16 protein-coding genes and 1 rRNA gene are annotated in these 18,887 nt (G+C 53.0%); 11 read left to right on the top strand and 6 right to left on the bottom strand.

The genetic code is table 11. The annotated features are described in order from the left end of the window. Positions 1–246: 246 nt before the first annotated feature. Positions 247–362 (top strand): 5S ribosomal RNA (gene rrf / locus ACO6VX_RS20615). 85 nt (positions 363–447) lie between these two features. Here the strand turns inward: rrf and mobB are convergent. Together mobB and mobA are read right to left on the bottom strand one after the other, a co-directional pair. Next, positions 448–954 (bottom strand): molybdopterin-guanine dinucleotide biosynthesis protein MobB, encoded by a 507-nt coding sequence (gene mobB / locus ACO6VX_RS20620; RefSeq protein WP_422431913.1) that lies wholly within the window; start codon positions 952–954, stop codon positions 448–450. Position 955: 1 nt separating this feature from the next. After that, entirely contained in the window at positions 956–1,522 is a 567-nt protein-coding gene (gene mobA / locus ACO6VX_RS20625) for a molybdenum cofactor guanylyltransferase MobA (RefSeq protein ID WP_033781132.1), read from the bottom strand. 44 nt (positions 1,523–1,566) lie between these two features. On the opposite strand from mobA, the gene ACO6VX_RS20630 reads away from it, so the two are divergent. The 4 genes from ACO6VX_RS20630 (at position 1,567) to polA (ending at position 6,695) form a co-directional block, all read left to right on the top strand. Further along, positions 1,567–1,842: a YihD family protein gene (locus tag ACO6VX_RS20630; RefSeq protein ID WP_003850728.1), complete on the top strand. Its 276-nt coding sequence runs from the start codon at positions 1,567–1,569 to the stop codon at positions 1,840–1,842. Positions 1,843–1,887: 45 nt separating this feature from the next. After that, positions 1,888–2,874, top strand: a complete 987-nt coding sequence (locus tag ACO6VX_RS20635) for a serine/threonine protein kinase (protein WP_010258460.1) — start codon at positions 1,888–1,890, stop codon at positions 2,872–2,874. A 26-nt stretch (positions 2,875–2,900) separates the two neighbouring features. After that, positions 2,901–3,530, top strand: coding sequence for a thiol:disulfide interchange protein DsbA (gene dsbA, locus ACO6VX_RS20640; RefSeq protein ID WP_010672112.1), 630 nt, complete (start codon positions 2,901–2,903; stop codon positions 3,528–3,530). A gap of 378 nt (positions 3,531–3,908) precedes the next feature. After that, positions 3,909–6,695: a DNA polymerase I gene (gene polA, locus ACO6VX_RS20645; RefSeq protein WP_422431910.1), complete on the top strand. Its 2,787-nt coding sequence runs from the start codon at positions 3,909–3,911 to the stop codon at positions 6,693–6,695. A 417-nt stretch (positions 6,696–7,112) separates the two neighbouring features. On the opposite strand, the gene yihA is transcribed toward polA, so the two are convergent. Next, complete coding sequence (gene yihA / locus ACO6VX_RS20650; RefSeq protein ID WP_010258448.1) at positions 7,113–7,748, bottom strand: ribosome biogenesis GTP-binding protein YihA/YsxC; 636 nt, start codon at positions 7,746–7,748, stop codon at positions 7,113–7,115. A gap of 550 nt (positions 7,749–8,298) precedes the next feature. Between yihA and yihI the strand changes: the two genes are divergently transcribed. Together yihI and hemN are read left to right on the top strand one after the other, a co-directional pair. Further along, positions 8,299–8,823, top strand: a complete 525-nt coding sequence (yihI, locus tag ACO6VX_RS20655; protein ID WP_010258445.1) for a Der GTPase-activating protein YihI — start codon at positions 8,299–8,301, stop codon at positions 8,821–8,823. 233 nt (positions 8,824–9,056) lie between these two features. Further along, positions 9,057–10,430, top strand: coding sequence for an oxygen-independent coproporphyrinogen III oxidase (gene hemN / locus ACO6VX_RS20660; protein WP_422431907.1), 1,374 nt, complete (start codon positions 9,057–9,059; stop codon positions 10,428–10,430). A gap of 41 nt (positions 10,431–10,471) precedes the next feature. On the opposite strand, the gene glnG is transcribed toward hemN, so the two are convergent. The 3 genes from glnG to glnA all read right to left on the bottom strand — a co-directional run bounded on the left by glnG (position 10,472) and on the right by glnA (position 14,487). Further along, positions 10,472–11,881, bottom strand: a complete 1,410-nt coding sequence (gene glnG, locus ACO6VX_RS20665) for a nitrogen regulation protein NR(I) (protein ID WP_010258440.1) — start codon at positions 11,879–11,881, stop codon at positions 10,472–10,474. A 7-nt stretch (positions 11,882–11,888) separates the two neighbouring features. Continuing rightward, positions 11,889–12,938, bottom strand: a complete 1,050-nt coding sequence (gene glnL / locus ACO6VX_RS20670) for a nitrogen regulation protein NR(II) (protein WP_008926971.1) — start codon at positions 12,936–12,938, stop codon at positions 11,889–11,891. A 139-nt stretch (positions 12,939–13,077) separates the two neighbouring features. After that, a complete protein-coding gene (gene glnA / locus ACO6VX_RS20675) occupies positions 13,078–14,487 on the bottom strand; it encodes a glutamate--ammonia ligase (protein WP_010258434.1) in 1,410 nt (469 codons plus the stop codon). Between the two features lie 438 nt (positions 14,488–14,925). Here glnA and typA point away from each other — a divergent pair, with 438 nt between their 5' ends. From typA to dtd, 4 genes are all read left to right on the top strand, one after another. Continuing rightward, entirely contained in the window at positions 14,926–16,749 is a 1,824-nt protein-coding gene (typA, locus tag ACO6VX_RS20680; protein ID WP_010258429.1) for a ribosome-dependent GTPase TypA, read from the top strand. Between the two features lie 210 nt (positions 16,750–16,959). Next, positions 16,960–17,556, top strand: coding sequence for a glucose-1-phosphatase (gene yihX, locus ACO6VX_RS20685; protein WP_163640563.1), 597 nt, complete (start codon positions 16,960–16,962; stop codon positions 17,554–17,556). Positions 17,557–17,559: 3 nt separating this feature from the next. After that, positions 17,560–18,429: a virulence factor BrkB family protein gene (locus ACO6VX_RS20690; RefSeq protein ID WP_010672108.1), complete on the top strand. Its 870-nt coding sequence runs from the start codon at positions 17,560–17,562 to the stop codon at positions 18,427–18,429. Then, positions 18,426–18,863 carry a D-aminoacyl-tRNA deacylase gene (gene dtd / locus ACO6VX_RS20695; protein ID WP_089415152.1) on the top strand — a complete coding sequence of 146 codons (438 nt, stop codon included), beginning with the start codon at positions 18,426–18,428 and terminating at the stop codon, positions 18,861–18,863. The genes ACO6VX_RS20690 and dtd overlap by 4 nt, the downstream gene beginning before the upstream one ends. Positions 18,864–18,887: the final 24 nt, after the last annotated feature.

Consider the following 18,887-nt stretch of genomic DNA (forward strand, 5'->3'; position numbering starts at 1 on the left):
CTAACCGGTACTAATGACCCGTGAGGCTTAACCTTACAACGCCAGAGGCGTTTTTGAGAGACAGATTTTCAGCTTGTTAACCGGATACAGTTGTGTCCTGCGGACTGAAGTCCGAAGGATTTTGCGCTGAGGCAAGGCGGCAACCGACCGATACGAAGGAGCATACTGAAGTATGTGACGGAGTAGCGCGAGGGCGGCCAACGCAGCATCAGCACAAAAGACACAGGACAGAGCACAAAGAATTTGCCTGGCGGCTTTAGCGCGGTGGTCCCACCTGACCCCATGCCGAACTCAGAAGTGAAACGCCGTAGCGCCGATGGTAGTGTGGGGTCTCCCCATGCGAGAGTAGGGAACTGCCAGGCATTAAACAAGTGAAGAAGCCCCGCACGGAAGTGCGGGGCTTTTTTACGTCTGCAGATCGTGAAAAACTGCATCACAACATCCATTTCAGCGTTTCTCAAGCCAGTCGGCAATGAAGTCTGCAACGCTGTCCGGACGATTTATATCCAGAACTGGCACGTTCAGCGTTAATTTCTGGTCGCTGGCGACAGCGATTACCTGCTCATCAAGCAGTTCCTCGATCCCACCCTTGATCCCGGCCCGCCATAAAACAATTTTAGGTACGGGTTCATCTTTGAAGCCTTCGACCAGCACGACCTCAAGCGTAGCGTGATCCATGCGGCTGAGCAGATAAGGCAGATTAATCGACTGCTTTTCCGGCGTCTCACACATCAATGCCCATCGCTCTGAACTGGCCAATATTACCTGACTGGCACCCGCTTTTCTGAGCAGATAGCTATCTTTGCCTGGCGTATCCACATCCATCTGATGATGGGTATGTTTAATCAATCCTGCGCGGATACCTTTATCGCCGAGAATCGGTATCACCTGCTGCAATAGCGTCGTTTCCCCGGTTCCACTCCAGCCCACAATGGCAAGTATAGGTAATGACATGTCAGCCTCTGTTGTTCAGGTCATCAGGCGTATTGATATTGCGGAAGGCAGCCTCATCCTCATCCATCCGGACAGCATGGCCACCGTGGTCGCGCAGAAAATGCATAAGACGTCGTTCTCCAGCCTGAAGATAGTCATAAAGAGGTGCAGCCATTTCCCGATGAATCAGCGCCAGCGTAGGATGATCGCGCGACTGTGAACGTACCCAGACTGCCGGCGCCTCACCGCGTTGATCGACCAGTTTTTCGACGAAGTAGAGAGGTATTGCAGGCGTATCGCAGGAGCAAAAAGCGGCCCATTCACCGTCGATGGCGAGCAACCCACTGTAGATCCCGGCCAGCGGACCGGGATAATCATCAAAAACATCCTGAATAACCCGACATCCGCTTAACTGATAGCGATCAATATTACGATTCGCGTTAATCATGACAATGTCGACTTGTGGCCTGAGCCGTTCAAGGACATGCTGATAAAGCGGCCTGCCATCCAGCTGTACTAGCCCTTTGTCCTGACCACCCATACGGCGGCCCTGACCACCGGCCAGAATGATGCCGGTTAATATTGTCATGACTGTGCCCTCGCTGATGACGCACTGTGAAAGGAGAAATCTAAATGAAATGCCATCGTTTAAACGAGTTAATCGCGTTGCTGCAACCCGCCTGGCAAAAAGAGCCTGATCTTAATCTGGTCACATTTTTGCAGAAACTGGCTCAGGAATCTGGTTTCCGTGGCCCGTTAAGTGAATTAACCGATGATGTATTAATTTACCATCTCAAGATGCGTGACTCAGCCAGCGATGATGAGATCCCAGGCCTGAAAAAAGACTATGAAGTTGATTTCAAAACAGCACTGCTCCGCGCACGGGGTGTCATTAAACAGGACGAGTAGTGTTATCCTTGGCTGCTATTTGCAAGGGCAACTACAGGTAACATGATGAGCGACGCTGCTTTTAACTTCCAGACATTGAATCCCGACGTGTTGCTTGATGCGCTCTGGGAAACAGGAATTCGCGTCGAATCGGGTCTGACAGCCCTGAACAGCTATGAGAACAGGGTTTATCAATTCAGCGACGACGAAAAACGCCGCTATGTTGCGAAGTTTTATCGCCCACAGCGCTGGCGTGCCGAACAGATTGCTGAAGAACATCAGTACGCACTTGATCTGCTGGCTGACGAAGTGCCCATCGCGGCGCCACTGCGGTTAAAGGGTGAGACACTGCACAGTCACGCTGGCTTCTTCTTTGCCGTATTCCCCAGCCTGGGCGGACGACAATATGAGACAGACAACGAAGATCAGATGGAGTGGGTAGGCCGCTTCCTGGGCCGCATTCATCAGACCGGGCGTAAAGCGCTGTTCAGGCATCGGCCTGCCATCGGTCTGGATGAATATCTGCATGAACCCCGGCAGGTGCTGGAGCACTCTCTGTTAGTGCCTGCATCGCTTAAAGTCGCACTGCTACAGGCTATCGATAAGCTGGGAAACACGCTGCAACAACAGTGGCACACCACGTGGCAGCCGCTACGATTACATGGCGACTGCCATCCGGGTAATATCCTGTGGCGTGACGGACCGCTGTTTGTCGATCTGGATGATGCCCGTAATGGCCCGGCCGTGCAGGATCTCTGGATGCTGATCAGCGGCGATCGTCAGGAACAGCGTATTCAATGGGATATACTGCTGGAGGCGTACAGTGAGTTCAGTGATTTTGATATTAATGAATTGTCACTGATTGAACCTTTACGCGCCATGCGCATGGTTTATTATCTGGCCTGGGTTGTCCGACGCTGGCAGGATCCCGCTTTTCCGCGTGCTTTCCCCTGGATGACAGATGAAGATTTCTGGCGCAGGCAAATTTCACTCTTTACCGAGCAGGAGAAGCTGTTGCAGGAACCTCCTCTGCAGCTGACACCGCAATATTAATGACGTAGTCAGGAGAATTTTTCACGATGAAAAAAATTTGGTTTGCACTGATGGGTTTAGTGCTGGCATTCAGCGCATCTGCTGCCCAGTTCACTGAAGGTAAACAATATGTGAGTCTGCCTAAACCTGTGGCCGGCGAACCTCAGGTGATGGAGTTCTTCTCCTTCTTCTGCCCGCACTGCTATCAGTTTGAACGTATTTATCACGTCAATGACGCGGTGAAAAAGAATCTGCCTGCTGACACTAAGATGGTGAAATACCACGTCGATTTTCTCGGTGGAGAGCTGGGGCCGGTCGTGACCCAGGCCTGGGCTGTCGCGATGGCGCTGGGCGTTGAAGATAAAGTGACAGCACCGATCTTCGATGGCATTCAGAAAACGCAGACCATCACCGATCCTGCCAGTCTGAAAGAGACCTTTGTCAAAGCGGCCGGTATCTCTGCGGCGGACTATGATGCAGCCTGGAACAGCTTCGCCGTAAAAGCGCTGGTTGCGCAGCAGCAAAAAGCCGCTGCTGATGTTGATCTGCGTGGTGTGCCTGCTATTTTCGTGAATGGCAAATACATGGTTAACAACGGCGGTCTTGATACCAGCTCTATGGATAATTTCGTCGCAGACTATGCGAACGTGGTTAAATTCCTGGTAAGCCAGAAGTAATCAGCCTCACACCCCCGTTAAACGCCAGCTCTGCTGGCGTTTTTTTTATGCCTTTGAACAACGGGCCAATTTTTGTCCATCTCCAGGGCATAAATTTAATATCCACACAAGGGATCGCGCTATTAAAAATAGCGATCGGGTCACGGAAATTAAATAAGCCAATGAAATTTATGGTTTTTATTCAAGTGCCGATTATTTATTTTCCTGAAAAACAGCGCGTTATAATTTTTACGCACAAAGTTATCCACAGAACGATCGTTGCGATCCTGTCCCCAAAAGCGTGAAAAACTCCAGACGTGGCACGCCTTAGTTCACCATTTCTGCCTGGTTGTGGCATCCTTATAGCCCAACTCATAGCAACGAAGACTACACAGACTTATGGCGCAAATAGCAGAAAATCCCCTGATTCTGGTCGATGGCTCATCCTACCTTTATCGCGCGTATCACGCGTTTCCGCCGCTGACCAATAGTGCAGGTGAACCCACTGGTGCCATGTACGGCGTGCTCAACATGCTGAAAAGCCTGCTGGCGCAATACAATCCGAGTCACGTTGCTGTGGTGTTCGATGCCAAAGGCAAAACCTTCAGGGACGAGCTGTTTGAGCATTACAAATCTCATCGTCCCCCGATGCCTGACGAGCTCCGTGCACAAATGGAACCACTGCATGAGATGGTGCGGGCGATGGGGCTGCCGTTGCTGGCTGTGAGCGGCGTCGAGGCTGATGATGTCATCGGTACGCTGGCGCTGGAAGCGGAGAAAAAGGGTCTCTCAGTGCTGATCAGCACCGGCGACAAAGATATGGCGCAGCTGGTCACGCCCGCCATCACGCTGATTAACACTATGAGCAACACCATTCTGGGACCAGAAGAGGTTGAGCAGAAATATGGTGTTCCACCCGCATTGATCATCGATTTCCTTGCCATGATGGGTGATAGCTCCGATAACATTCCTGGCGTGCCAGGCGTCGGTGAGAAAACGGCACAGGCGTTGCTGCAGGGGCTGGGCAGCATGCAGACGATCTATGACAATCTGGACAAAGTGGCCGATCTCGGCTTTCGTGGTGCCAAAACCATGGCGACCAAACTTGAGCAGAATCGTGATGTGGCGTTTCTCTCTTATCAGCTGGCGACCATTAAGACAGACGTTGAGCTGGCGCTGCCCTGTGAAGAGCTCACAGTCACTGAGCCCGATACAGAGGCATTGCAGGCCCTGTTCAGTCGTTACGAGTTCAAACGCTGGCTGAGTGACCTGCAGGACGGTAAATGGCTGCAGGGTAAAAAGAGCACTACGCAGGCGCAAAAAGCGCAGGCCGATGAACCGGCCCCGGTGGCTGAAACCAGCAGCGTGTTACCGACCGAGGGTTATGTCACCATTTTGGATCAGGATCTCTTTGATAGCTGGCTGGAGAAGCTGAAAAACAGCGAAGTCTTTGCGTTTGATCTGGAGACCGACGCGCTGGATACCCTGAGCGCTAACATCGTCGGCATCAGCTTCGCGGTCGCGCCCGGTGAAGCCGCCTATCTGCCGGTTGCCCATGACTATCTTGATGCGCCTGATCAACTGGATCGCGCTACCGTTCTGGCACAGCTCAAGCCCTTGCTGGAAGATGAGAGCGCATGGAAAGTTGGCCAGAACCTGAAATACGATCGCGGCGTGCTGAAAAACTACGACATTGAACTGGCCGGTATCAAATTCGACACCATGCTTGAGTCCTATATCCTCAACAGCGTGGTGGGCAAACATGACATGGATAGCCTGGCCGCTCGCTGGCTTAACCATAAAACCGTGACCTTCCAGGAGATCGCCGGTAAAGGCAAAAATCAGCTGACGTTCAATCAAATCGCGTTAGAGCAGGCATCCCATTACGCTGCCGAAGATGCAGATGTGACCCTGCAGTTGCATCTGAAGATGTGGCCAGAGCTGGAGAAAGAAGCGGGCCCGAAAAAAGTCTTCGAACAGATTGAGATGCCGTTACTGACGGTGATTTCGCGCATAGAGCGCAACGGTGTGTTGATCGAACAGTCTATTCTGGCGCAGCATTCGAAAGAGCTGACGGCCCGACTGGCTGAGCTTGAGTTGAAAGCGCATGAGCTGGCGGGGGAACCCTTCAACCTCTCATCCACCAAGCAGCTTCAGGTGATCCTGTTTGAAAAACAGGGCATCAAGCCCACGAAGAAAACACCAGGCGGCGCGCCTTCAACCAGCGAAGAGGTGTTAGCCGAGCTGGCACTTGATTATCCGTTACCCAAAGTGATTCTGGAGCATCGCGGCTTATCCAAACTTAAGTCTACTTATACGGATAAATTACCGCTGATGATCAATCCGATCAGTGGCAGGGTACATACCTCTTATCATCAGGCCGTCACCGCAACCGGACGCTTATCCTCTGCCGATCCGAATCTGCAAAACATTCCGGTGCGTAATGATGAAGGACGCCGAATCCGTCAGGCATTTGTAGCGGCCAAAGGCCATCGCATTGTGGCGGCAGACTATTCACAAATCGAACTGCGTATCATGGCGCATCTCTCTCAGGACAAAGGATTACTGGACGCTTTTGCCCAGGGCGAAGATATCCACCGCGCGACGGCATCCGAAGTGTTTGGCGTGGCGCTGGATAAGGTCAGCGGCGAACAGCGTCGCAGCGCCAAAGCGATTAACTTTGGTCTGATTTATGGTATGAGCGCCTTTGGCCTGTCGCGTCAGCTGAATATCGGTGCGGGTGAAGCGAAAAAGTATATGGATCTCTACTTTGAACGCTATCCGGGCGTCCTGCGCTATATGGAGAACACACGCCAGCTGGCGGCGAGTAAAGGCTATGTCGAAACGCTGGAAGGCCGTCGGCTGTGGCTGCCCGATATTAAATCCGGTAACGCCATTCGCCGGAAAGCCGCTGAACGTGCTGCGATCAATGCGCCGATGCAGGGAACGGCAGCGGATATCATTAAGCGGGCAATGATTGCCGTGGATAACTGGCTGGAACAGCAAAACGACAATGCCGTCAGAATGATCATGCAGGTTCACGATGAACTGGTGTTCGAAGTCAAAGCCGGGGCGGTTGAAGAGGCGAGCCAGAAAATCCGTGCGCTGATGGAAGGTAGCGTGCAGCTCGACGTCCCTTTACTGGTTGAAGTCGGTGTGGGTGACAACTGGGATGAAGCTCACTGATTCGATGCGTGTGGTCGGTTCTGAAGAACAGAATCGGCCCTGAATCAGGTATAAGAAAATCGTTTAGTTTACCGGTTTAGCGTGGTCAACGCTGGCACTGAGAGAAAACGCTTTTCTAACTGCTTATGGTCTAAACATTTTTTTCGTCATTAAACTACATCGCAACGCTATATTTGTGACGTGTATGGTAAAAAAAGTCCTGTTTCATGTAAGTAAGCAACAAAAAAGCCTTTGTCACGCACAGAAAATCAGGTAAAGTTCGTCGCGTAGGGTACAGAGGTAAGATGTTCTATCTTTCAGACCTTTTACTTCACGTAATCGGATTTGGCTGAATTTAGCCGCCCCAGTCATTCTGTGACTGGGGCGTTTTTTATTGGGCTTTTTGTACCGTCAGCATCACCGGCACAAGGTTGCCACTCACTCTTCCGCGTCCTGATCTTCAACCGCAGGTTCAAGCGTATTAAACCAGCTGTCCAGCTTCTGACGAACCTTATCCACGCCGATTTTCTTCAGCGATGAGAAGAGCTCTACCTGCACATCACCAACAAATTCGAGTGCGGCTTCACGCACGACATTGAGCTGCGCTTTACGGGCACCTGAGGCCAGTTTGTCTGCTTTAGTGAGAAGCAACAGCACCGGAATGCCACTTTCCACTGACCACTGAATCATCTGCCGGTCGAGATCTTTCAGCGGATGACGGATATCCATCAGGATAACCAGTCCTTTCAGCGCCTGACGTTTTTGCAGGTATTCACCTAACGCGCGCTGCCACTTCAGCTTCATCTCTTCCGGGACTTCGGCATAACCGTAACCGGGCAGGTCGACCAGACGCTTACCTTCTTTCACTTCAAACAGGTTAATCAGCTGCGTACGTCCCGGCGTTTTACTGGTACGCGCCAGACCCTTCTGATTGGTTAACGTATTCAGCGCACTCGATTTTCCCGCGTTCGAGCGACCAGCGAAAGCCACCTCAATTCCGGTATCGGCAGGCAGATGGCGGATATCCGGCGCGCTCATGACAAAGTGGGTAACGTGGTAATTCAATTCAGACAAGGTGACACTCCAGAAAACGCATTAAGGCAATGCGGGCGATTATACGCGTTATGACGCGAAAGTGCTCAATCGCATCTCGGTAACAAACTTTGTAAGAGATTTGCCATTCACGGTGCGGGTTATTTCGCTTTTTACTTTAATTACTAAAAATAAAAAAATATGTAATTCAATCCCTTATCTTAAAACGTTCTTTTTTTGAACTAACTATTTTTGACACTGACTTGAGGCTTTTACCAGTTGGTCTACATTAGTGTGCAGTGCACGGCAGCACACATCAGGATGATGCGCTCAGGGATACCAGGAGGGTTATGAGCGATGGAATGGAACAGGGTCAGGGATGCGGCCAGACAGGGATAAGGAATAGCTCAGGAGTTGAGCAGGCGCGGGATTAACCGGGATGTTACGAGCCGAAAAGGATTTAAAACATGATTCCTTCTTATGAAGGTATGAAATAAGGCGACAGCTTGAGCTGTCGCCTTTTTTCTTTGTCTACTTTCTGCTAGATTTCGCCGCAATTCTATACTGAATAAAAAAGCCGGGACCGAATACTATGAAGCAACCTGCACGAGCTGCTAACGGCAAACCTGCCGTCAAAGCCAAACGCAAATCGCGTGACGATATCAACCATGAAGCACGCGATCGCAAACGTGATAAAAAGCATCGCGGACATGCATCTGGCAGCCGTGCTAATCCGGCTGCGTCCGAAAACAATGGCGGACGTCAGGCGGACAGCGTCAAAGATCCGCGCATCGGGAGTAAAAAACCGGTGGCCCTGATCGCTGAAGGAAAAACCGCCGCCGTTAAACCAAAGAAAAGCGCAGAAAAACCGGCAGCAGAGAAGAAAGTGCGTCTGACACCAGAAGAAGAGCTGGCGAAGCTGGAAAATGACGAACGTCTGGATGCGCTGCTGGATCGGCTGGAAAATGGCGAAACGCTGTCGGCTGAAGATCAGGGCTGGCTGGATGCCTCGCTGGATCGTATCGACGAACTGATGGAGCAGTTAGGCATTGTGATGGATGATGCCGAAGATGAGCAGGCTGAAGAAGATATGTACCGTCTGCTGAAAGGCAACTAAGCAAATTTGATCGGCATGCGTTACCCGCATGCCGCGCTTAACAGGTAAACGACAATGTTTTGGCCTGGATCAATTTTCGCGCTGCTGGCGACATGTTATCTGCTGTGGTTATTGTTTAAACTACGACGCCTGTCGCGTCTGAAGCAACGTTTACGTCGGGTCTCATCCCGCTCACCTTTTGTCTCCTCTTCTTCGCGACCTTCTCTCAGACGACGTCACCGGAAGGAGTGAGCATGCCATCGCAGCAGATTGAGTGGGATCAGGCGTTAATTGAAAAGTACAATTATGCCGGCCCGCGTTACACCTCCTATCCCACTGCGCTGGAGTTCAGCGAGCAGTACGCGGAAAACGACTTCCAGCGTGCCGTGGCGCGTTACCCTGAGCGTCCGCTGTCGCTCTATGTCCATATTCCCTTCTGCCATCGTCTCTGCTACTTCTGCGGCTGCAATAAGATAGTGACGCGTCAGCGCCACAAAGCGGACCGCTATCTGGATGTGCTCGAACAGGAGATTATTCAGCGCGCGCCACTGTTTCGTCAGCGTCAGGTCACGCAGCTTCACTGGGGCGGCGGCACGCCAACCTTCCTCGACAATGCGCAGATTTCCCGGCTGGTGGGTTTACTGAAGCAGCATTTCAGCGTGGCCGATGATGCCGAAATGTCGATCGAAGTGGATCCCCGGGAAATTGCGCTGGATGTGATTGATCACCTGCGATCGCTGGGATTCAACCGGCTGAGCATGGGGGTGCAGGACTTCAACAAATCGGTGCAGGAGCGGGTTAACCGGGTACAGGATGAAGAGGTGATTTTCGGGCTGATGGCGCGTGCCCGTGAACAGGGGTTCAGCTCGACCAGCATTGACCTGATCTATGGTTTACCCCTGCAGACGCCCGCCAGCTTCGCCTGGACGCTGGAGCGGGTACTGGCGCTGAGCCCGGATCGTCTTAGCGTCTTTAACTATGCGCATCTGCCGGCGATGTTCGCGGCACAGCGTAAAATCAAAGAGGGTGAACTGCCATCGGCTCAGCAAAAGCTGGATATTTTACAGCAGACCATCGCAACCCTGACTCAGCAGGGCTACCAGTTCATTGGAATGGATCACTTTGCGAAGCCGCAGGATGAACTGGCTATCGCGCAGCGCAAAGGCCAGCTGCATCGCAATTTCCAGGGATACACGACGCAGGGCGACAGCAATTTGCTGGGGCTTGGCGTCTCTGCCATCAGCATGATTGGCGACAGTTATGCGCAGAACCAGAAAGACCTTAATACCTGGTACAATTGTGTGGAACAGCAGGGAAATGGCCTGTGGCGTGGCATCGCCTTAACCGAGGATGATTGCCTGCGTCGGGACGTGATAAAAACGCTGATTTGCAACTTCTCGCTGAATTTTGCCGCGACAGAAGCGCAATGGGGCATTCGCTTCAGCGACTATTTTGCTGAGGACCTGGCGCTGCTGAAACCGTTGATAGCCGATGGGCTGGTGGAACAAACCGCTACGGGGCTGGAGGTGACGGGAATTGGCCGGTTACTGATCCGCAATATCTGCATGTGCTTTGATCGCTATCTGCGTCAGAAAGCGCGTCAGCAGCAGTTCTCCCGCGTTATCTGAAGAAACGGGCTGGCAGACTTCACCAGCCCGTACTGAACCGCTTATTCCATGCCCAGCTCTTTGAGCTTGCGCGTCAGCGTGTTTCGTCCCCAGCCCAGCAAACGTGCCGCTTCCTGTTTGTGGCCCTGCGTATGACGCAGCGCAGTAGTGAGCAGCGTGCGCTCCATCTCCGGCTGGGCTTCTGACAGCAGATTCTGATGACCGGAACGCAGAGCGCGATCGGCCCACTGTGCCAGCAGCGTTGCCCAGCTGTCAGGCAGCGACTGTACCGGATTCTCCGGCGTACTGGATTCAAACAGTTCTCCGGGCAGGTCCTGAATCAGGACTTCCTGACCCGCAGCCATCACGGTCAGCCAGCGACAGGTGTTCTCCAGCTGACGCACGTTACCTGACCAGTGCAGTCGGGTTAACGCTGTCTCGGTTTCCGGATGCAGAATCTTCGCTTCCACACCCAGCTCACGCGCCGCTACCTGGAGGAAATAACGCGCCAGACGCGGGATATCCTCACGACGCTCACGCAGCGGTGGCAGATGCACACGAATCACGTTCAGGCGGTGAAACAGATCCTCACGGAACTTGCCTTCCTGTACGCGTAATTCCAGATTCTGGTGGGTCGCCGCGATAATACGCACATCCACTTTGACCGGCGCATAGCCACCAACGCGATAGAACTGGCCATCGGCCAGCACGCGCAGCAGACGGGTCTGCACATCCAGCGGCATATCACCGATCTCATCCAGAAACAGCGTGCCGCCATCCGCCTGCTCAAAACGGCCCTGACGGATCTGGTTCGCCCCGGTAAAGGCGCCTTTTTCGTGACCAAACAGTTCTGATTCAATTAAATCTTTGGGGATCGCCGCCATGTTGAGCGCGATAAAGGGCGCTTTGGTGCGCGGGCTGTGGCGATGCAGCGCATGGGCCACCAGCTCTTTACCGGTACCGGACTCGCCGTTGATCAGCACACTGATCGACGAGCGCGATAATCGCCCGATGATGCGGAACACATCCTGCATCGCGGGCGCTTCACCGATGATATCGGTGGTGGGTCCGCTGACCGGCTGATTACGCGGCTGCTGCTGCTCCTGATAGTGGCTGATAGCACGCTCGACCAGCGCAACCGCTTCATCAATATCGAACGGCTTAGGCAGGTAATCAAAGGCACCCTGCTGATAGGCGCTGACGGCAGCGTCCAGATCAGAATGCGCCGTCATTATGATGACCGGAAGCATCGGATGACGCTGCTTAATCTGTTTCAGCAGCGCCAGGCCATCCATACCGGGCATGCGAATGTCTGACAGTAAAACGTCCGGGGTCTTGGTTGAGAGGGCATCCAGCACCTCGCTTGCGCTGTCAAAAGTCGCACAGCTCAAACCGGCTCCAGTGAGCGCGCGTTCAAGCACCCAGCGGATGGAGCTATCGTCATCGACGATCCAGACTATCCCTCGTTGCATAGAAACCTCACTGGCGAATAGGCAGGTAAACCGAGAATTCGGTGTGTCCCGGCCAACTGTTAAATTCTATTTTTCCTGAATGTTGATCAATCAGGCTACGGGCGATGGAGAGGCCTAAACCGGTACCGCCTTCGCGTCCGCTGACCATCGGATAAAACAGCGTATCCTGCAGCTGGGCCGGAATGCCGGGGCCATCATCTTCAATATCAATACGTGCCACCAGGCGATAACGCGTGCCGTGCAGCGTCAGCTGGAAAGCCGTGCGGGTGCGGATAATAATGGTGCCGCCATCGTCGCCCAGCGCCTGAAGCGCATTGCGCACCACGTTAAGCAGCACCTGTTCAATCTGATCGGGATCGTGCGGCAGTTCCGGCAGGCTGGGATCATAATCCCGTACCAGCGAGACATTCTCCGGCAGCTCCATCGACACCAGATTGACCACCCGTTCGGCCACCTGATGAATGCTCTGCGTGATGTGCATGCCCGGCTGCTGCGGCCCCAGCAGACGATCAACCAGATTCCGCAAACGGTCGGCCTGTTCAATAATCACTTTGGTATATTCATTCAGCGAGGGATCGGGCAGGGCGCGGGATAAAAGCTGTGCCGCGCCGCGCAATCCTCCCAGCGGATTTTTAATCTCATGGGCCAGGCCGCGAACCAGATCGCGAGCGGCCACCTGCTGGGCGTGCTGTAACTGCTCCTGACTGAGACGACGCTGATTATCCATCGGCGCCATTTCCATCAGGATTAAGCCATCGGGTAACCGCTGGGCGGTCAGCGACATAATGTGCGCGCGACCATCTACCACCAGCGTGACCTCACTGTCAGTAAATCCCTGGCCAGCCTCAAGACTCTCGCGCATCACCTCGATATTCAGCGAAAAGTAGCCGGTTAATTCCGGTAACGGCGTGCCGAACAATTTGCGTGAGCTTTGCGCCAGTAATTGCTGCGCCGCCGGGTTGGCGTAATGAATAACCAGATCGTTATCCACTAACAAAATACTGTTGATTAACGCGTTGAGAATCTGCCCTGCATCGGGCAGAGAGCCAGTTGCCATACAACGTTCCTCTGCACTAAAGAGGTGCATTTTAGTCTTTAAGCCGAAAAGAGGGCGAATGAACGGTGAATTCGCGGAGAAAAAAGCCCATCCGAAGATGGGCTAAAAGTTTCCACGGCAACAAAAAACGTCTGACCAGTTAAACGCTGTAGTAGAGCTCGAACTCAACCGGGTGTGGCGTCATGCGAACGCGATCCATCTCTGCTTTACGCAGTTCGATGTAAGCATCGATCGATTCGTCAGTGAATACACCGCCGCGGGTCAGGAACTCGCGGTCTTCGTTCAGTGCATTCAGCGCTTCTTCCAGAGAGCCTGCAACTTTTGGAATCTCAGCTTCTTCTTCCGGTGGCAGGTCATACAGGTTTTTGTCCATCGCATCGCCAGGATGGATTTTGTTGATGATGCCATCCAGGCCAGCCATCAGCAGTGCGGTGAACGCCAGGTATGGGTTAGCCGCTGGATCCGGGAAGCGCGCTTCGATACGACGCGCTTTCGGGCTGGCAACAACCGGGATACGGATTGAGGCTGAACGGTTACGGGCAGAGTAAGCCAGCATAACCGGTGCTTCGTAACCCGGGACCAGACGCTTGTAAGAGTTGGTGGTCGGGTTCGCCAGGGCGTTGATCGCTTTAGCGTGCTTGATGATACCGCCGATGTAGAACAGCGCCATTTCAGACAGGCCGCCGTACTTATCGCCGGCAAACAGGTTCTGGCCACCTTTGGAGAGTGACATATGGCAGTGCATGCCTGAACCGTTGTCGCCAAACATAGGCTTCGGCATAAAGGTCGCGGTTTTGCCGTAAGCGTGCGCAACGTTATGAACCACATATTTGTAGATCTGAATTTCGTCCGCTTTTTTGGTCATGGTATTGAAGCGGGTTGCCACTTCGTTCTGACCCGCGGTCGCCACTTCGTGGTGATGCGCTTCAACAACCAGGCCCATCTGCTCCATGGTCAGACACATGGCAGAACGAATGTCCTGTGATGAGTCAACCGGTGGAACCGGGAAGTAGCCGCCTTTCAGACCTGGACGGTGACCTTTGTTACCGCCTTCGTACTCTTTACCGGTGTTCCATGCCGCTTCTATATCGTCGATAGCAACGTGTGAACCGGACGTCGATGAGCCGAAACGGATGTCATCGAACAGGAAGAATTCTGGTTCTGGTCCAAACAGTACGGTATCAGCGATGCCGGAAGAGCGCAGGAAATCTTCAGCGCGCTTAGCGATAGAGCGTGGATCGCGGTCGTAGCCCTGCATGGTGCCTGGCTCGAGGATGTCACAACGGATGATCAGCGTAGAATCTTCGAAGAAAGGATCCATGACCGCCGTGGTGGCGTCAGGCATCAGCACCATGTCTGATTCGTTAATGCCTTTCCAGCCGCCGATAGACGAACCATCGAACATTTTGCCTTCTTCGAAGAAGTCAGCGTTAACCTGGTGAGCAGGGATCGTAACGTGCTGTTCTTTACCTTTGGTATCGGTAAAACGCAGGTCAACAAACTTAACTTCATGCTCGTTCATCATCGAGAGAACGTGTTCAGCGGACATACTCAACTCTCCTGGAAATGGTCTTTCATTATCTACATGGCGAGGAAACGTCGTTTCCGGAATACGTTGCGGGAAAACAACTCCCTGACCAACCTCTTCCGGCACGCTCTTCAACCGACATCTGTCTGGCGTTTACGCTTGATTTAGATAAAGCGAATTCTGTGCCAACTTTTTTGATGATGCTTAAATCGCCTTGTGGTGCACCTTTTTGTCATAAAGCGGCTGCACCACGATCGTTTTATTGCACCATTGTGGTGCTTAACGGTCATCTGGTGGCACTATTTTGGTGCGTCAGACCAACTTAGTGCATTTTCTGCACCGCTAACAGGGCAAATTGGCCTCCATGCAATAAACTTTCAGTGAAAAGTGTGATCGTGTTCAGTCTTCCGCTTAATCAGTGTACAATAACGCGCTATTTCTAATGCCTGAGGCAAAGCTGTGATCGAAAATTTGCGTAACATCGCCATCATCGCGCACGTTGACCATGGAAAGACCACCCTGGTTGACAAACTGCTGCAACAATCCGGTACTTTTGATGCCCGTACCGAAGCAACAGAGCGCGTGATGGACTCCAATGATTTGGAGAAAGAGCGTGGGATTACCATCCTCGCAAAAAACACCGCCATTAAGTGGAATGACTACCGTATCAACATCGTTGATACCCCGGGACACGCCGACTTCGGTGGTGAAGTTGAGCGCGTCATGTCCATGGTGGACTCGGTGCTGCTGGTTGTAGATGCGATGGATGGCCCTATGCCGCAAACCCGCTTCGTGACCAAAAAAGCGTTCGCGCATGGTCTGAAGCCGATTGTGGTTATCAACAAAGTAGACCGCCCTGGTGCGCGTCCGGATTGGGTTGTTGATCAGGTCTTTGACCTGTTCGTTAACCTGGATGCTACTGATGAGCAGCTCGACTTCCCTATCATTTTCGCCTCTGCGCTGAATGGTATTGCTGGTCTTGAGCACACCGACATGGCTGACGATATGACCCCGCTGTATCAGGCGATCGTCGACCACGTTGCACCTCCGCAGGTTGAGGCTGACGCCCCACTGCAGATGCAAATCTCTCAGCTGGACTACAACAACTACCTGGGCGTGATCGGCATCGGCCGTATCAAGCGCGGTAAAGTTAAGCCTAACCAGCAAGTCACTATCATCGATAGCGAAGGCAAAACCCGTAACGGTAAAGTCGGTAAAGTCCTGACTCACCTGGGTCTTGAGCGTATCGACAGCGACCTGGCAGAAGCGGGCGATATCATTGCTATCACCGGTCTGGGCGAGCTGAACATCTCTGACACCATCTGTGATCCACAGAACGTGCAGGCGCTGCCAGCACTGAGTGTCGATGAGCCAACAGTTACCATGTTCTTTAACGTCAACACCTCACCGTTCTGCGGTAAAGAAGGTAAGTACGTGACTTCACGTCAGATCCTTGAGCGTCTGAACAAAGAACTGGTTCACAACGTGGCACTGCGCGTTGAAGAAACCGAAGATGCTGACGCGTTCCGCGTATCAGGTCGTGGTGAGCTTCACCTGTCAGTTCTGATCGAAAACATGCGTCGTGAAGGTTTCGAACTGGCAGTATCCCGTCCGAAAGTTATCTTCCGCGAAATCGATGGCCGTAAACAGGAGCCATTCGAGAACGTTACGCTGGATATCGAAGAGAACAACCAGGGTTCAGTCATGCAAGCCATGGGTGAGCGTAAGGGCGATCTGAAAAACATGGATCCGGATGGCAAAGGCCGCGTACGTCTCGACTACGTGATCCCAAGCCGTGGCCTGATCGGCTTCCGTAACGAATTCATGACCATGACTTCCGGTACCGGTCTGCTCTACTCTACCTTCAGCCACTACGATGACATTCGTGCGGGCGAAGTGGGCCAGCGTCAGAACGGCGTACTGATCTCCAACGGTCAGGGTAAAGCAGTTGCGTTTGCACTGTTCAGCCTGCAGGACCGCGGTAAGCTGTTCCTGGGTCACGGTGCAGAAGTCTATGAAGGCCAGATCATCGGTATTCACAGCCGTTCTAACGACCTGACAGTTAACTGCCTGACCGGTAAGAAACTGACCAACATGCGTGCTTCAGGTACTGATGAAGCCACGACGCTGGTTCCGCCAATCAAGATGACCCTTGAGCAGGCGATCGAGTTCATCGATGATGACGAACTGGTAGAAGTTACACCACAGTCAGTGCGTATCCGTAAACGTCACCTGACTGAAAACGACCGTAAACGTGCATCACGTGGTCCTAAAGACGCATAATTGCGCCTTTAACTGATAAAGAGCCCCGCCTGCGGGGCTTTTTTTTTGCCTGAAATTCCTGCCTCTTCAGCCGGGCCAGCGAATATTTGTGGGATATGTCGCGCTTTTTACCTGCCCGCTGCCGTTTACGCTTTTCTCTCCGCGAGTGCCTGTTCAGCCTGCCCTTTTGCCGCTAGAGTGAATACTCCAGGGAACAGAAGGAGACACACCATGCTGTATATCTTTGATTTAGGCAATGTGATTATCGATATCGACTTTAACCGCGTGCTGGGTGTCTGGAGTGACCTTAGTCGTGTGCCGCTGGCCTCGCTGCAAAGCCATTTCCAGATGGATGAGGCGTTTGAACAACACGAACGTGGCGAGATCAGCGATGAAGATTTCGCGCTGGCGCTGTGTGAAAAGCTGGAAATCGCGCTGAGCTATGAACAGTTTGCCGCTGGCTGGCAGGCGGTATTCGTTGACGTACGTCCGGAAATCCTGGCGCTGATGAACCGGCTGCGGCTGGAAGGTCATCGGGTGGTGATCCTCTCTAACACCAACAAACTGCATTGCGAATTCTGGCCAACACAGTATCCGGACGTGCAGCAGGCAGCCGACAAGCTCTATCTCTCCCAGGAGCTGGGCATGCGTAAACCGGAAGCCCGGATATACCAGCATGTGCTGGACGCAGAAGGTGTGGCTGCCGATCAGGCGGTATTTTTTGACGATAATACACAAAACATTGAGGCGGCCCGCGCCCTGGGTATTGAAAGTGTACTGGTTACTGACAGTAAAACGGTACCCAACTGGTTTGCAGGTCAACAGTAATTCATGATGTCACGTAAATTTCGTCCCGGGCTGCATGCATTCTGGTTGTGGCTCAAACTGTTGTGGAAACGCATTGATGAGGATGGCATGACGACCCAGGCCGGTAATCTGGCTTATGTCTCATTGCTGGCGCTGGTGCCGCTGATTGCGGTGGTGTTTGCCCTGTTTGCGGCGTTTCCGGTCTTTTCAGATATCAGCGTGCAGTTGAAGCACTTTGTCTTTACCAATCTGATGCCGGCTGCAGGTAACACGCTGCAACGCTATCTTGAGCAGTTTGTGGCTAACGTAAACCGGATGACGGCGGTCGGAGCGGTCGGCCTGATTGTTACCGCCTTACTGCTGATGCATTCCGTCGATACCGCGTTAAACACCATCTGGCGCAGCAACAAGAAGCGGCCGATGGTCTATTCCTTTGCGGTCTACTGGATGATCCTGACACTTGGCCCGTTACTGGCCGGTGCCAGTCTGGCGATCAGCTCCTATCTGCTGTCGCTGCGCTGGATTAACGCGACAGGCGTCACCAGCCTGGTCGATCAGATGCTGCGTATTTTCCCGCTCCTGCTGTCGTGGCTCGCCTTCTGGTTGCTCTACAGCATCGTTCCTACCCAGCGAGTGCCGCCGCGCGATGCGCTGATTGGCGCGCTGGTTGCCGGTGCGCTGTTTGAGCTGGGCAAAAAGGGCTTTGCGCTCTATGTTACTATGTTCCCCTCTTATCAGCTGATCTACGGCGTACTGGCCGTGATCCCCATTCTGTTTCTCTGGGTCTACTGGACCTGGTGTATTGTGTTGTTAGGCGCTGAAATCACCGTTGCGTTAGCCGACTATCGGCAGTTAAAGCAGCAACACAAAGAGGAGCAACGCGAGGAAACATGATTGCATTGATTCAACGCGTACAGCGCGCCAGCGTCAGCGTCAATCAGGAAGTGGTCGGTGAAATCGATGCCGGTTTACTGGTTTTGCTGGGCGTGGAAAAGGGCGATGACAACGCGCGTGCGGAACGTCTCGCAGAACGCGTATTGGGCTATCGCATCTTTAGTGATGAGCAGGGCAAAATGAACCTGAGTGTTAGCCAGGCGGGCGGAAGCGTGCTGGTGGTGTCACAGTTTACGCTGGCCGCAGATACCCAAAAAGGGATGCGTCCCTCCTTTTCGGGTGGCGCCGAGCCCGCTGAAGCCGAGCGGCTGTATGAATATTTCAGCGACTGCTGTCGCAAGCAGGGCATCACCACGGCTAATGGCCGTTTTGCTGCGGATATGCAGGTCTCGCTGGTGAATGATGGTCCTGTGACGTTCTGGTTACAGGTGTGAGAACGTCAGCTGAGCGGCAGGGAA

This window comes from Pantoea sp. BJFS-204 (genome assembly GCF_049310725.1).
GTDB classification, from domain to species: domain Bacteria; phylum Pseudomonadota; class Gammaproteobacteria; order Enterobacterales; family Enterobacteriaceae; genus Pantoea; species Pantoea agglomerans.